Here is a 14,833-nt window from a genome sequence, read left to right on the forward strand (position 1 = left end):
AAAACGCTTCAAATGACCGACGTCAAACTGTCGAAGTCCTCAGATCGATCCCCGAACGACCCTATTTCCGCACCCTGCTAGGGGCAACGGCGGAGAATGTAATGCTGCAACCCGTCGAACACTCGCCCCCCTACCCTTCCAAAACCAGCGAGATATCCCCGCAGGTCCCCATCAGCTATCGCCTCAGCATTTCACACTCCGCGCAACTGGTGGAGGCACTTGATCTGTTTCAGGCTAATCCGCAGATGCGGATGCTGCCAGTCCTCGACGCCCAACAATGCCCTGTGGGCGCGATCTTCGAACAGGACATGCGGCTTATCCTGTTCAATCCCTTTGGCCACGCGCTGCTCAAAAATCCCAGTTACGGTTCACATCTGCGGGGGCACATCTGCCCGTGCCCGGCGGTTGATATCACCGCAACAACCGAAATGCTCCTCGACACCTTTGCCAGCGTGACAGGCCAGTGCGAGGGTTTGATCGTGACGCAGCAGAGGCGCTATCTGGGCGTCGTCAGCAATGCCGTGCTTTTGCAGCTTGCCGCGGAGCGCGAAGCGGCGGCTGCCAAACACAAGGCTGAGCGTTTGCAGCGCCTTCAAAGCGCGAGCGATCAGTTCCGCGATGACGCGAACACTTTGGCAAGCACGTTGGTCGCCATAGCGAGCGAGCTTTCGGACGCGGCCGAGAAAATGGCGCTGTACGCATCGAAGAACGGCGATCGCGCCGCCGATGTCGCAGCCGCCGCATCGCAGGCAGCCGCCAACATGATGGAAGTCGCCAGCCGCGGCAAGAGCCTGGCGGAAGCGGTCCGTTCCGTCGAGCAGCAAGTCGCGCGCGCCCGGACGGCAACCCGCGACGCAGCCACGCGCGCCGAGCAGAACGATGTCCAGACGCACCTGCTGAGTGGAGCGGCCCGGGAGATCGGCGATGTCGTCTCCCTGATCGACAGCGTCGCCAAGACGACCACGACACTTGCCTTCAACGCGACGATGGAGGCCGCTCGAGCAGGAGAGCCGGGTAAGGGCTTTGCTGTCGTCGCCTATGAGGTAAAGACGCTGGCCCAGCAGACACGCGAGGCCGCGGGCGACATTTCCCAGCGCGTCAAGAACATCCAGCGCGCCACCGAAGAGGTTTTCGACGGGCACGAGCGCATTGTCCAGGCCGTGTCGGACATGAACGCGCTGTCAGATTCCGTCGTCTCTTCCGTAGTCCATCAAAGCGCTGCCATCCGCGCGATTGCAACGAATGTGGATGAAGCAAGCGGCGCAACAAGCCACATTCACATCAGCGCCGACGACATCCATCACAATGCGATCGCGGCCGCCATTGATGCCGGAAAGATCCATGAGCATTCGAAGGCGCTGTCCGCGCAGGTACAGTCGATGCAAATTCGCTTGAGCCAGTTCCTGGGTATCGTCAGGACATCCTGATCGGGAGGCACAATCGCGGCGGTAGAGCGTTCGCTACTGATGACGTACTCGGCGCCCATCATCCCTGCAGACCTGAAGGCCGATCCGCTCGCCGACGGGCGCCCAGTGGCCCGGAATCAACAAATTGACATCCTGAACGACATGCTAGAAACGGCATGGAACCGAGGATGGTTATCGCGTCCCTCACTCGATCCTGAGATGCTGCTTGCAAGTGCCCGGCGAAAGACGCGGCTAAGCAATGCAGGGACAGATGATGGCTGGCGAAATCGTCTCGATCTGCTGAGCGAGTCCCTGCATCGGGAAGCGTCATTAACGTCGCTGGGGCGTACGATCGCGCATGGTCAACTGGTGTCCGCGCTTTCCAATCGACTGCGCGCACATGCCTTGTGGCAGCGTCATCCCGAAATCCTGAATGTCCCGATACCCTCCCCAATCATCATCGTGGGCCAGATGCGTTCGGGCAGTACGCGGATGCAACGGCTGCTCGCGTGCGATCCCCGGTTCACCTTCACGCGCTTTTTCGAAAGCTGGACCCCGCTTCCGCGTACCCGCGCCTGGAACCTGCTGGACGACCGCCGCCTGCGTGCATGGTTCTCCCTGCGAATGGCACGGTTCATCAATCCGGATTTTGACGTGATCCATCCGACCCGCACGGCGCAGGCGGATGAAGAGATCGGTCTCCACAACATCTCCTTGTACAGTTCGGCTTTCGAGGCACAGTGGCGCATTCCAAGCTTTGTCGCCCATACCGAGGCAATGGATACGCGGCCCGTCTATAGGGAGTTCAAGCGGCTGCTTCAGACGCTCGCCTGGTTGAGAGGCGATCGCCCCAATCGGCCGCAAATCCTGAAGGTCCCTCAATTCTCGCAGGATCTGGACGCCGTCCTCGCCGCGTTTCCCGACGCCCGCCTGATTTGCCTGCACCGCGACGCGAAGGCACTTGTAGGTTCCGCTGCTTCGCTGGTGCATAACCAGATGCTCGTGCAGTCCGATCGCGTAGACCGGATGTGGATCGGCCGGGAATGGCTGAGGAAAGTGGCGCTGCGCGATAGACGGACCAATGCCGCGCGCGCTCTGGCGACGGTGCCCCAAGTCGATGTGCGGTTCGACCATATGCAGGACGATTGGCGATACGAGATGCACCGCGTGTACCGGATGCTCGATCTTCCGCTGCTCCCTAAGGTCGAGGCCGAAATGACCCGTTATCTCTCCAGCCGCAATCAGGCACGGGCGAGAAGGCATGTCTACGACATTGCCGACTTCGGGATTTCTCCGGACGACGTTGCGGCGGCGATGGCATCATCGAAGCGGATGCCGCAAAGCCAACGCGGGTTAACATGCGATACTGATCCTGCGATTCAAAAGTGAAAGCATGACGCCACGCTCAAGAAGGGCATTTGAGGAGAATATCGATGTTGCGCAACGTGCTGCTTATTGCCGCCGCCGGACTTACGCTGAATGCTTGCGGCGGCAAGGCCGAAGAGCGGAACCAGAACGTCACCGGCCTGGGCAATGGCTCGGTATCCACGGCTGTCGAAGATACCGCGGCGCAGGCAGTCGGCGCAGCGACGGCGCCCTTGGCCAACAGCGTAGACGCGTTCGTCACGAATGCCGCCATCAGCGACATGTATGAAATCGAGGCGGGCAAGATCGCCTCCGAGAAAGGCAAGTCGGCAGACGTGAAGGCGTTTGGCAAGATGATGGTCAAGGACCACACGACGACCAGCAGCAAATTGAAGGCCACACTGGCCAGTGCAAAGGTCAACGTAACGCCGCCGACCGAGTTGGATGCACGGCGCAGGGGCATGATCGAGAACCTCAAGACGGCTTCCGCCGCGGACTTCGACAAGGTCTATCTCGACCAGCAGACCGCAGCCCATCAGGAGGCCCTGACGCTGATGAAGAGCTACGCCGAGGATGGCGAGAACGCACCGCTCAAGAAGCTGGCGGCGGAAACGGCTCCGAAGATCCAGCAACATTATGACCATGTGCGTCAGTTGGACAAGACCGGAGCAGACGCCACCAAGTAGAACCCGCATTGGCCTGGGGGCAGTGGAACGCGTCCCCTGCCCCCCTCCTTATGGGCCGCTTCCACGCTCCGTTCATCCGTCCCTGTGGAGCAATTTCATGCCGCGAACAGACGCCGCCGCCGCCAAGTCACCGATCCTCGGGGCATTCATTCTCGGCATGGCCTTGAGCGGCTTCTTCGACGGGATACTCCTGCATCAGGTGCTGCAATGGCATCATTTCCTGAGCCTCCTCCCCGGAGAAACGATGCAGGACATCCGGAGGCAAATCATGGCCGACGGACTGTTTCATGTCGCAGTCTATGTGCTAACGATTGTTGGCCTGTACTGCCTCTGGCAGCGGCGGGCGGCGCTTTCCCGACCGGCGGCTGAGCATCGCATCACAGGCGGTGTACTGCTCGGTTTCGGAGTGTGGAACCTGATCGATGTCGGTATCTTTCATTGGATACTGCGCTTCCATCGCGTGCGCGTGAACGTCCCCAACCCCTTGGCCTATGACCTTGCCTGGTTCGTTGGCCTTGGCCTGTTTGTAGCGTTACTGGGATATTGGGTCTTGCATCGGCAAGGGAGCGCTGAGCCGGGTTCCGGCAGCCGCGGACGCGGCGTGGCTTTGGCGCTAGTAGGCATGCTGCTCCTGTCCGGAATGATCAGCAACGTTCCTCCGGCCAACGCGAGCACCGTCATCCTGTTCGGACGGCAAGCCTCCATAAGCGAGGGGGCCGCAGCCATTGCCGGCGCGGGGGCCCAGATCATTTTCGTCGATCCAGCGGGCGGCTACGCGCTGGCGGCCAATGTTCAGCCATCGGCCTATTGGTCGCTCTACCGCGCCGGCGCCATAGCCATAACTTCGGCACCGGCACTGACTGGCTGCCTCGCATTCACTCGCACCTGAACACAATAGCGTTCGTGTAGCAATGTAGAGGCGATGGCACCGTCGGTGGTCGATACTCAGGTACCGCAGCGTACCACGCGAATGCCTTCGCAAATAAGATAAATCCTTGATAGCAGCTATTTAATTCACGCAGCCATTACTATATCGCTGTTGGGCGATGCTGCAGAAGCCGCCATCTCATATCCAGGAGCTTCTCTTGAGCCGATCGTTTTCGGGGCTGTGGCGGCGCGCTGCGCTGATGCTTTGCGCCGCCTCTGTTTCTTCCGCTGCTTATGCTGAAAAGGTCGCTCGCCCCCGCCTCAACAGCCTTGAATATCGCCTTAGCTGGGGAGCGGGCGCCGTGCGCGCAGACGGCGCGTATCGCAAAGGCGCTACGGGCGCTGGAGTGACGGTCGCCATGATCGATACCGGCCTGGAACTGTCCTCCGGCTTGTTCGCGCATCTTTCGCCAGCTTCAATCGACCTCGTTCAGCGGGAGAAACCGGACGATGGTGGATCCAATCACGGCAGGCAGACGGCTTCACTGATCGCGGGCGCTCTGGATGGGAAGGGTACGTTCGGTCTGGCCTACGACGCCACGCTGCTGTCCATACGGGCGGATCGGGACGGATCCTGCCAGCGGATCTGCAGCTTTGATCCCGCGGTGCTGGCCAATGCCATCGATTATGCTGTGGAACACCGCGCCCGCGTCATCGGACTGCCGCTCTCATCCTACCGCCGCCTGCCCGTCATCGAGCAGGCTCTGGAACGCGCGGTAGCATCCGGAGCCCTGATCGTCGCCGCAGCCGGAAACAATGGCGACGAGGAACCTGTCTGGCCTGCCCGCTATGCCACCGATGCCCGCTTTGCCAACGCCATGATCGTGGCTGGCGCCAGCACGCCACAGGGGCGTCTTGCCGGCTGGTCGAACAAGGCCGGCGCTGCAGCAGAGCGTTATCTTCTTGCTCCCGGCCAAAATGTGATTGTCGATTGCAGTACGCGTTATTGCTCGCTGGTGTCCGGCACGTCCTATTCGGTGTCGTATATCGCGGGCGCAGCGGCGCTAATGATGGGCCAGTATCCTGAACTGAGTTCGAGCGAAGTCGCGGCGTTGCTGCTTGATGGTGCGCGCGATCTTCGTTCGAACGGTACGGATTTGGAGAGCGGGCGAGGAATACTCGACGTCGCCCGCTCCCTCAGGCTTGCCGCAAGATGACGCGGCGTCAGACAAGCACGCGTTCGGGCGCTTTGACTTCGTCAAGCGGCTTGCTCGGGTCGAGATCGAGCAGCGGCTTGAGCAATCCGTCGCGCAGGTCGTAGACCCAGCCGTGTAGCACCAGCTGTCCACCCGATGCCCATCTGTTTTGCACGATGGACGTCCGGGCCAGCCTGACCAACTGATCGCGCACATTCACTTCCACGAAGCGATTAACGCGTGCGTCGTCATCCGCCACGCTTTCGATTTCGGAGGTATGCGCATGGTACACGGCGCGCGCATTGCCTAGCCAGTCGTCGACTGGCCCCGCAGGCGCGCCGCCGGACAGCGCCGCCTTGATCCCGCCGCAGCCATGATGACCGCAGAGGATGACATGCTTCACTTCAAGCACATCGACGGCATATTGCAGCACCGACATCAGGTTCATGTCGTCGTCATTGACGAGATTTGCGATGTTGCGATGGATAAACATGCCGCCGGGAGGGGTCATGGTCATTTGCTCGGGGCTCACCCTGCTGTCGGAACAGCCGATCCACAGGAAGTCGGGTTTCTGGCCGGCAACCTGACGGCTGAAGAAGTCGGGGCTCTCGTCCTTCAGTTCGAACGACCATGCCTTGTTGGCTAACAGGAGTTGCTTGTACTTCCTCATGTGAAGCTGACCTCGAATTTTGGAGCGTTGATGAGGGGCGCGCTGCGGCGGGCGATGTCGCCACGTACCACGACATTGATACCGCGATATTCGGCGCCCTTGATGAAGGCATTGATGATGTCGATGTTGTCGAGATCGACATAGCTGGTCGAGGAAAGGTCGATCAGCAGGTTCCGATTGTCGGGAACCCGTCCCAGCTCACGCTGCAGCTCATGCTTGTGAATGAAGTAGAGGTTGCGACGCGCACGGATCAGGCAGTCATCGTCATCGCAGGCGAAGGTGATCGCCGAACGGAAGTTGCGGCCTATCACGAACACGAACCCTACGATCAGACCGATGAGTATGCCTACCAGGAGATCCGTCAGGAGGATGGCGAGGACGGTCACGATGAAGGGTATGAACTGGGTCCAGCCCTGCCGAAAACGCTGAACGAACAGCTTGGGCTTGGCCAGTTTGTAGCCCGTCGCGATCAGGATCGCGGCCAGTGCGGACAAGGGGATCAGGTTGAGAGCCGTCGGGATCAGCAGGACGCTGAGCAGCAACCAGAAGCCATGCAGGATCGCGGACTGTTTGCTTTCCGCCTTCGCTTCCACGTTGGCAGAGGAGCGCACGATCACCGAGGTAACGGGGATGCCGCCGACCATGCCTGAAACGATGTTGCCTGCGCCTTGCGCGAACAACTCGCGGTTCTTGTCCGTCGTGCGGCGTTGCGGATCGATCTCATCCACTGCCTTGACGCTCAGCAGCGATTCCAGGCTGGCCACGATGGCCAATGTGCCCGCTACCTTCCACACTGCCGGATTGCTGATGGCGGTGAAATCAGGGAAGCTGAAAAACGACAGGAAATGCGGCAAGTCATCGGAGACCGGGACCTGAACGAGGTGCGTCGGCTTGATCTGGAGGTCAGGGGACACCTGCCCCAGCAGCATATTGCCGACGATGCCGATCAGCACGACAACGAGAGGGCCGGGCAGAAACCGCAGCGGTCCGGTGGTGGGCCTTGCATGGTCCCACCAGAAGAGAAATGCGAGGCTCAAGGAGCTGATGAGGAGCGCACCCCACAGGACGCTTTCCTTCAGAGTATAGGTAATGGCCGAAAACGTGTTGTGGCCATTTGCCTGATAGAACTCGAAGCTGCCTTCGTAATCGCCATCGAAACCCGCAGCATGGGGTACTTGCTTCAAGAGCAGGATGATCCCGATCGCCGTGAGCATACCGGTGATGACCGCGGAAGGCACGAACTCGCTCAGCACGCCTGCCCGCGTGAGTCCGAAGGCCAGCTGCAACATTCCCGCCAATATGACCGCCAGCAGAAAGGCCTCGAAACTGGGCAGGGTCTGGATCGCGTCGAGCACGATCACCGTCAGGCCCGCGGCCGGCCCGCTGACGGACAACGGCGACTTGGACAAGGCCCCGACGACGATACCGCCGACTATGCCCGCGATGAGTCCGGAAAACAGCGGAGCGCCAGAAGCGAGCGCTATGCCAAGACACAGCGGAAGCGCCACCAGCGCCACGACGAGAGAGGCAGGCAAATCCGCCTTCAAATATGCAAAAGGTGCACGAGGGTTCACAGAAATCTCCACGTGAATGCCGAATATGTTCTTACGCTGCATTGCACAATGAAGTTCGGGTCGGAATGGTTTTCCGCCCTTTGATGCGCTTTCTTACGGACCAGCAACATACTAGAAACAAAGCGGTTAACTGGGGCACCGCACCGCGAGGGCCCTTTGGAAGTTTATTTCCTCTCGTCCGGGTCAGGTTCAGCATGGTCCGCCACGGCCGCCTCGATCATGGCGAGCAGCGTTTCTTCGGCGCGAGCGCGAAGAGTCTTGTCTTTGGACGCAAGATCGTGCCGGATCCAGTCAGGCAGTTTGCCGATCATACTGGCCAGAGACATTTGTTTCGTCATGATTTGATCCACATTGCGTAGAAGCTGCACCCGAGCAAGCATCGCCTGCCACTTCACTTAACAGCAGTCCGGTTATCGATTGTATCGCATGACCGTTCACATGATCGGGGCCTCTTCCGTTGTCTAACACATCGAGTCTGCTGTTGGGTCCACTCGGATATAGCGGAAATCATCCAGCCTCGCCTCTTCCCACGACGCCCGTGACGCTCTAAGCCGATCAGCCTATGACCGCGCTCGATATTTTTGTTCTTCTTCTCATCGGCGGAGGCGCGGCATTCGGGCTGTTCCGGGGCTTCGTGATGGAGACCCTGTCTCTGATCGCTTGGGTGCTTGCGGTATTCGCCATCCGTATGTTCCACGCGCCGGTGGCGGCGATCCTGACCGAATATGTCGGCACGCCTAGCGGCGCAGCGGCTTTGGCCTTCGTGCTGGTGTTCGGCGTCACCTTCGTCATAGGCAAGTTCATCGCGAGCGCATTAGGCGCCCGCACGCGCAAGTCTGTGCTTGGCCCGGTCGATCGTGTCCTGGGCGGGGGATTCGGCGCCATAAAGGGACTGATCGGAGCGACATTGCTGTTCCTGGCATTCACGCTTGCCTACGACACGATCTACGGAGGCGGATCGCTGCGCCCCGAATGGCTGCGGTCGTCGCGCACTTTCCCGCTACTGGACGCGAGTGGCCGCGCGATCAGCGAGTTCCTGGAAGAACGACGCAATGCGGGAACGCGCGCCCAATAAGCGCGCGACACCTTCTCTCGGGCGGCAATGTCGCCTACATGGAAGCCATGAGCGCTCCCCTTTACAACAACGACATTCTCCGGCTGGCCGTCAGCATCCCACACCACGCTCGCCTTGCCGATCCCCAAGCGACCGCAGAACGCCGCTCTCCCACTTGCGGGAGCCGCGTTACGGTCGACGTAAGGCTGGACCCGGAGGGTCGCATCGCTGACCTTGGGCTGGAGGTTCGCGCCTGCGCCCTAGGTCAGGCCTCTGCTTCGCTGATGGCTGCGCACGCCATTGGTCAGGATATCGAGGCGCTCGAGGAGGCACGTGACAAGCTCGCGGCCTATTTGATTGGAGTGGGGGATGATCTCAGCTTCTGGCCCGGCCTTGAGGTTCTGGCAGCCGCTCGCGATTATCCGGCGCGTCACGCATCCATTCGCCTGAGCTTCGACGCTATCGCGCAGGCTGCCGCCGATGCCGCGAAGGCGCACGCCTGATGGCGCCGGAGGCCGTCAGCGCGACGGATATCGTGCTGACCGAGGGCGTCATCCTGCTTGGCGCGGGCGTAGCGTTCGTGATGCTGTTTCGCCGGTTTGGTCTGGGCGCAGTCCTGGGTTATCTCGTTGCCGGCGCCATCGTCGGGCCGCAGGGCCTGGGACTTGTCGGCGGAGGCGAATCGAAGCTGGCCATTGCCGAGATCGGTATCGTCCTGCTGCTGTTCCTCGTCGGTCTCGAACTCAATCCGACGCGGCTCTGGCGATTGAAACGGGACATCTTCGGCCTTGGGCTATTGCAGGTCATCGCCTGCGGGCTCGCCCTGACCGGCGTGATCTTCCTGTTTACTGGCTTTAGCTGGGGCGCAGCGCTGGCTCTGGGCCTGCCGCTTGGCCTGTCCTCCACCGCGCAGGTGCTGCCGAGCCTCAAAAGCAGCGGGCGCATCAATTCGCCTTTCGGGGAAAAAGCCTTTTCTATCCTGCTGTTCCAGGATCTCTCAATCGTTCCGCTGATCACGATCATCGCGGCCCTTTCGCGCAACCCTGCAGACGCTGGCGGACCGCCGGGATGGCAGATGGCGCTCTATACGGTCGCTGCGATTGCCGGACTGGTGCTGGCTGGCCGCTTCCTGTTGCGGCCGTTGCTGGTACTGGTCGGCAATCTGGGTGAGCGCGAATTGTTTGTCGCTGTCGGGCTGTTCACGGTTCTCGCCAGTGCCGCGCTCATGCACAGCCTGCACCTCTCGACGGCACTGGGCGCTTTCGTCGCGGGCGTGATGCTGGCGGACTCGCCATATCGCCATGAAATCGAAGCGGATGTGGAGCCGTTCCGCTCCATCCTGCTGGGCCTGTTCTTCCTGGCTGTAGGGATGGTGCTCGATCTGCATGCCGTGATGGACAATCCCCTGTTCGTGCTGGGCGTCGCTGTTACGCTGGTCGTCGTGAAGGCCGCCATCATCACTGGCCTTGCGCGCCTGTTCGGTATCGACTGGCGGCAGGGCCTTGCACTTGGCTTGCTGTTGAGCCAAGGCGGCGAGTTCGGGTTCGTCCTGTTTGCGCAGGCGCAAAACGCCCTCCTGATCGCTCCGGAAGCCGCGAGCCTTTTCAGTGCAATCGTGACGTTGTCCATGGCGACGACGCCCTTCCTGATGCTCTTTGCGCGCCGCCTGGAATTTGCGAAACCGAGGGACGGCAGCGACTTGGATGGCCCCGAAGAGGCGCCGCAAGGCACGGCGTTGGTGATCGGCTATGGGCGCTTCGGCCAGACCGTCGCGCAGATGCTGATGGCCCGCGGCTGCGCGGTGACGATGATCGACAAGAAGCCGTCGCAGATCGAGGTCAGCAGCCAGTTCGACATCAAGGTTTATTATGGCGACGGCACGCGGATCGACCTGCTGCGCCGCGCTGGCGCTGACTATGCGCGCATTCTTGCATTCTGCATCGACGATCCGACTTTGGATCGGAAGGTGCTGGAGCCGATCCTCGAAGCCTTTCCGCAAGCGGCCGTCTTCGTGCGGGCTTTCGACCGGCGGCAAGTCATGCGCCTCACCGAACTCGACCTTGCCGGGGTCACGCGCGAGGTGTTCGAATCCGCTGTCTGCATGGGGCTGAATGTCCTGGCGGCGCTGGGGGTCAGCGAGGAGCAACGGCAGGAGATCGAACGCCAGTATCGCGAAGTCGATCAGCAGCGGCTTGACCGGCAAGTGGAAACCGGCGACCTGCTCTCCGCGCGTGGCATGATGTACAGTGCCGGACATCGCGCGCACCTGATGGACAGCAACGTCGCGGAGGACCCTGTCACATGATCGCTATGCTGGCCGCACTTTCCGCCGCGCTGGCGGTGGCTGCAGGCGCTTTTGGCGCACATGGCGCGTCGTCGCAGCAAGCCGCGGAATGGCTGCGCACTGGCGGCATGTACCAACTCGTCCATGCCGTGGCAGCGCTCACCATCATGAACAGCGCACGCGGCCCTGCCGCTCTGTTACTCGCCGGAGGAGCCGTGTTCGGTGGTACGCTCTACATCATGGCGCTTGGCGGCCCCCGATGGCTAGGTGCAGTCACCCCGATTGGAGGCTCCCTGCTAATTGCGGGCTGGCTGTGGCTCGGATGGACTCATCTCCGGGGATGACCGCCGAGGCACGTGCCGCCCCGGCAAGCCATATTTTACATTTAGTGCCTAATCGGCAAAGTCACGGGCCGCATCGCTTCCCGTTCTTCAGGGGATGATGGTGCATGCGGGTCGGGGCGAAAAGCCTCGGGCGCGCGTTGATTGGGCCCAGGGTGAACGCCGGTCATGAGATCCGTCGGCACATGCTCGCCGGACGGACGACGAATGCTCGACCCGTTTGCGCCTTGCGCGTCGATCAGCTTCTTGCCCACGAACACCGCCGCGGCGGCCAAAATTAGTTTTCTTATCATCATGCTATCCTCTGACGGTCGAGGCATTAACCGCTGGGGCCAAGGCATGTTCCGCCGAAGAAATCGTAGTGCGTTCTGGAGGACCCAGAATTACTTCGAGCAGGGCTATATTCCCCGCGTTCGCCGAACGGCCGATCGCAGATTTGAAGAAGGGCAGGAGAATGTGATTCCCTGCCCCGCTAAACGTCGGATCGATAAGGAGCTTAGTTCACCGCGTCCTTCAAACTCTTGCCAGCCCGGAACTTGGGCTGCGTGGAGGCCTTGATGCTCATGGTCTCGCCAGTCCGCGGGTTGCGACCTGTTGACGCTTTGCGGCTAGACACGGAAAATGTGCCAAACCCCACCAGACGTACTTCATCGCCTCTCTTGAGGGCTGCCGTCACAGCCTCAAAAATGCCTTCGACAGCCTTTGTAGCATCGCTTCTGCTCAAGCCGCTGCTTTCCGCGACTGCACCAATGAGATCCTGTTTGTTCATATTGTGGAACCCCCCTATTTCAATTCGCTCGTTGGGAATCGTCGGCAATCAGGCGCAATAAAGGCGCAGGACGCTTCCGCTGTCAAAGAGAAAACGAAGAGCCCTGCGCCCGTTGATCTTTCAATGCCCGCTCGACCCCGCCGGAGCGTGGGGAAAGCGGCAGGTCAGTGCCGCAGGACCGGATCCCCTTCCCCGCCGACCGAATGCGCTGGTTGCGCCGCCAGATCGTCTTCTTCCGTCCAGTTGATCGCCTCAAGAGGAGCAACGAGTGCTCTTGCCAGGACTTCATCGACATGGCTCACGGGAAGTATCTCCAGACCTTCGCGGATGTTGGCCGGGATCTCTGCAAGGTCCTTCTCGTTCTCCGCGGGGATCAATACCGTCTTTATCCCGCCACGCAGGGCGGCCAGCAGCTTCTCCTTTAGACCGCCGATGGGCAGCACGCGACCACGCAGCGTTACTTCGCCGGTCATTGCGACATCCTTGTGAACGGCGATCCCGGTTAACGTACTGACGATGGACGTCACCATACCGATACCAGCCGATGGCCCGTCCTTCGGCACGGCGCCTTCGGGAAGGTGGATGTGGATGTCCTTCCGCGTGAAGATGCTCGGCTTGATGCCATAACCGGGCGAACGCGCCTTGACGTAGGAGAAGGCCGCCTGGATCGACTCCGTCATCACGTCGCCAAGCTTACCCGTCGTGCGAATGGCGCCCTTGCCGGGAACCGTCACGGACTCGATGGTGAGCAGTTCGCCACCGACTTCGGTCCAGGCGAGGCCCGTCACCGCGCCGATCTGGTTTTCCTCCTCGCCCATGCCGTGACGGAATTTCAGCACACCGGCATAGTCGGCAAGGTTGTCGGGCGTGATCACCACCTGGCTGTATTCGCCTTCCAATATCTTGCGCAAAGCCTTGCGAGCAAGCCGGGCAATCTCCCGCTCCAGCGTACGGACGCCAGCTTCACGCGTATAATGGCGAATGAGATTGCGAACCGCGGCTTCGGTAACTTCAAACTCGCTGTCCTTCAGGCCATGCGCTTCGATCTGCTTGGGCAGCAAGTGTCGCTGGGCGATCTCGACCTTCTCGTCCTCCGTGTAGCCCTCCAGCCGGATGATCTCCATACGGTCCAGCAAAGCCTGCGGCAGGTTCAGGCTGTTGGCTGTGGTCACGAACATCACGTCCGAAAGATCGACATCGATCTCCAGATAATGATCCTGGAACTTGCCGTTCTGTTCCGGGTCGAGCACTTCGAGCAGCGCCGACGCCGGATCGCCGCGGAAGTCCTGCCCCAGCTTGTCGATCTCGTCCAGCAGGAACAGCGGGTTCATCGTGCCAGCCTTTTTGAGGTTGGTGACGATCTTGCCCGGCAGCGAACCGATATAGGTCCGGCGATGGCCGCGTATCTCGGCTTCGTCGCGCACACCGCCTAGCGACTGGCGCACGAACTCACGGCCCGTCGCCTTGGCGATCGAACGGCCAAGAGAGGTCTTGCCCACGCCGGGAGGGCCGACGAGGCACAGGATGGGCCCCTTCAGCTTGTTGGTGCGCGCCTGCACGGCCAGATATTCGACGATCCGGTCCTTGACCTTTTCCAGTGCGAAGTGGTCGGCGTCGAGGATTTCCTGCGCCTGACGCAGGTCGTTCTTGACCTTCGAGCGCTTGCCCCAGGGAAGGCCGAGCAACACGTCGAGATAGTTGCGGACGACCGTCGCTTCGGCGGACATCGGCTGCATGGTCTTCAGCTTCTTCAGCTCGGCCGTCGCCTTGGTGCGGGCTTCCTTGCTGAGCTTCGCCTTCGCGATCTTTTGCGTCAGTTCGGCCAGTTCGTCGGCTTCCTCGCCCTCGCCATTGCCGAGTTCGCGCTGGATCGCCTTCAACTGTTCATTGAGATAATATTCGCGCTGGGTCTTCTCCATCTGGCGCTTCACGCGGCCACGGATCTTCTTCTCGACCTGCAGGACACCGAGTTCACCTTCCATGAAGGCGAAGACCATCTCCAGGCGCTTCACTGGATCAGCCTCGACCAGCAGCGACTGCTTGTCGGAAACCTTGAGGTTGATGTTCGCGGACACGGCGTCGGCAAGCCGGCTCGCATCCTCAATCTCGCGAAGCTGGACCGGCGTTTCGGCGGGAAGCTTCTTGTTGAGCTTGGCGTAGTTCTCGAACTGCTCGGCTACGGAACGCATCAGCGCCGCGGCTTCGGGCGAGTCGGCAGCAACCTCTTCGACCGGCACGACCTGAGCGGCCAAATGATCGTCCAGCGTGACCAGCTCGTTCAGCTGCGCGCGCTGCTTGCCTTCGACCAGCACGCGGACGGTGCCATCGGGAAGCTTCAGAAGCTGAAGAACCGTCGCAATGACCCCGGTGTCGTAAAGCGCATCGCGATCGGGATCGTCCTCTCCAGGGTCGAGCTGCGAGACCAGGAAGATTTCCTTATCGGCTTCCATCGCCTTTTCGAGCGCAACGACGCTCTTGTCGCGACCGACGAACAACGGAACGATCATCTGCGGGAACACGACGATGTCGCGTAGAGGCAGCAGCGGATATGTCGTAGTCATGTAATCTCCGTGGCGCACGGTTCAGGCGCCTTCCCCCGATATATGGGCTTTGTTCCCATA

General features: G+C 60.9%; 15 protein-coding genes. 9 read left to right on the top strand and 6 right to left on the bottom strand.

Features of this window, described 5'->3' with window-relative positions; genetic code table 11:
- The 5 genes from QHC67_RS08995 to QHC67_RS09015 all read left to right on the top strand — a co-directional run.
- The coding region (locus QHC67_RS08995; protein WP_319293498.1) for a methyl-accepting chemotaxis protein at positions 1–1,427 on the top strand (1,427 nt) is incomplete at its 5' end.
- 198 nt (positions 1,428–1,625) lie between these two features.
- On the top strand, positions 1,626–2,795 hold the full coding sequence (locus tag QHC67_RS09000; RefSeq protein WP_319293500.1) for a sulfotransferase: 1,170 nt from the start codon (positions 1,626–1,628) through the stop codon (positions 2,793–2,795).
- A 44-nt stretch (positions 2,796–2,839) separates the two neighbouring features.
- Positions 2,840–3,457, top strand: a complete 618-nt coding sequence (locus QHC67_RS09005; protein ID WP_319293501.1) for a DUF4142 domain-containing protein — start codon at positions 2,840–2,842, stop codon at positions 3,455–3,457.
- Between the two features lie 97 nt (positions 3,458–3,554).
- Positions 3,555–4,346, top strand: coding sequence for a DUF2243 domain-containing protein (locus tag QHC67_RS09010; protein WP_319293503.1), 792 nt, complete (start codon positions 3,555–3,557; stop codon positions 4,344–4,346).
- A 196-nt stretch (positions 4,347–4,542) separates the two neighbouring features.
- Complete coding sequence (locus QHC67_RS09015) at positions 4,543–5,541, top strand: S8 family peptidase (RefSeq protein WP_319293505.1); 999 nt, start codon at positions 4,543–4,545, stop codon at positions 5,539–5,541.
- A gap of 7 nt (positions 5,542–5,548) precedes the next feature.
- Here the strand turns inward: QHC67_RS09015 and QHC67_RS09020 are convergent, their stop codons facing one another.
- The 3 genes from QHC67_RS09020 to QHC67_RS09030 all read right to left on the bottom strand — a co-directional run bounded on the left by QHC67_RS09020 (position 5,549) and on the right by QHC67_RS09030 (position 8,159).
- The gene (locus tag QHC67_RS09020) at positions 5,549–6,190 is read right to left on the bottom strand and encodes a carbonic anhydrase (protein ID WP_319293507.1); all 642 of its coding nucleotides are present in this window, start codon (positions 6,188–6,190) and stop codon (positions 5,549–5,551) included.
- Positions 6,187–7,764 (bottom strand): SulP family inorganic anion transporter, encoded by a 1,578-nt coding sequence (locus tag QHC67_RS09025; protein WP_319293509.1) that lies wholly within the window; start codon positions 7,762–7,764, stop codon positions 6,187–6,189. The genes QHC67_RS09020 and QHC67_RS09025 overlap by 4 nt, the downstream gene beginning before the upstream one ends.
- A 164-nt stretch (positions 7,765–7,928) precedes the next feature.
- Positions 7,929–8,159, bottom strand: coding sequence for a hypothetical protein (locus QHC67_RS09030; protein WP_319293511.1), 231 nt, complete (start codon positions 8,157–8,159; stop codon positions 7,929–7,931).
- Between the two features lie 167 nt (positions 8,160–8,326).
- On the opposite strand from QHC67_RS09030, the gene QHC67_RS09035 reads away from it, so the two are divergent.
- The 4 genes from QHC67_RS09035 to QHC67_RS09050 are packed head-to-tail and all read left to right on the top strand — an operon-like array spanning position 8,327 to position 11,446.
- A complete protein-coding gene (locus QHC67_RS09035; protein ID WP_319293512.1) occupies positions 8,327–8,839 on the top strand; it encodes a CvpA family protein in 513 nt (170 codons plus the stop codon).
- A 47-nt stretch (positions 8,840–8,886) separates the two neighbouring features.
- Positions 8,887–9,321, top strand: a complete 435-nt coding sequence (locus tag QHC67_RS09040) for an iron-sulfur cluster assembly scaffold protein (RefSeq protein ID WP_319293514.1) — start codon at positions 8,887–8,889, stop codon at positions 9,319–9,321.
- Positions 9,321–11,123: a cation:proton antiporter gene (locus QHC67_RS09045; RefSeq protein ID WP_319293516.1), complete on the top strand. Its 1,803-nt coding sequence runs from the start codon at positions 9,321–9,323 to the stop codon at positions 11,121–11,123. Before QHC67_RS09040 ends, QHC67_RS09045 begins: the two co-directional genes overlap by 1 nt.
- Positions 11,120–11,446 carry a DUF423 domain-containing protein gene (locus QHC67_RS09050; RefSeq protein WP_319293518.1) on the top strand — a complete coding sequence of 109 codons (327 nt, stop codon included), beginning with the start codon at positions 11,120–11,122 and terminating at the stop codon, positions 11,444–11,446. Before QHC67_RS09045 ends, QHC67_RS09050 begins: the two co-directional genes overlap by 4 nt.
- 41 nt (positions 11,447–11,487) lie before the next feature.
- Here the strand turns inward: QHC67_RS09050 and QHC67_RS09055 are convergent, their stop codons facing one another.
- The 3 genes from QHC67_RS09055 to lon all read right to left on the bottom strand — a co-directional run bounded on the left by QHC67_RS09055 (position 11,488) and on the right by lon (position 14,773).
- Positions 11,488–11,739, bottom strand: coding sequence for a hypothetical protein (locus QHC67_RS09055; protein ID WP_319293520.1), 252 nt, complete (start codon positions 11,737–11,739; stop codon positions 11,488–11,490).
- A gap of 200 nt (positions 11,740–11,939) precedes the next feature.
- Positions 11,940–12,212, bottom strand: a complete 273-nt coding sequence (locus QHC67_RS09060; RefSeq protein ID WP_319293522.1) for an HU family DNA-binding protein — start codon at positions 12,210–12,212, stop codon at positions 11,940–11,942.
- 164 nt (positions 12,213–12,376) lie between these two features.
- Complete coding sequence (gene lon, locus QHC67_RS09065; protein WP_319293523.1) at positions 12,377–14,773, bottom strand: endopeptidase La; 2,397 nt, start codon at positions 14,771–14,773, stop codon at positions 12,377–12,379.
- Between the last annotated feature and the right edge of the window lie 60 nt (positions 14,774–14,833).

Origin of the sequence: Sphingobium sp., from assembly GCF_033795625.1 — a bacterium.
Taxonomy (GTDB): Bacteria; Pseudomonadota; Alphaproteobacteria; order Sphingomonadales; family Sphingomonadaceae; genus Sphingobium.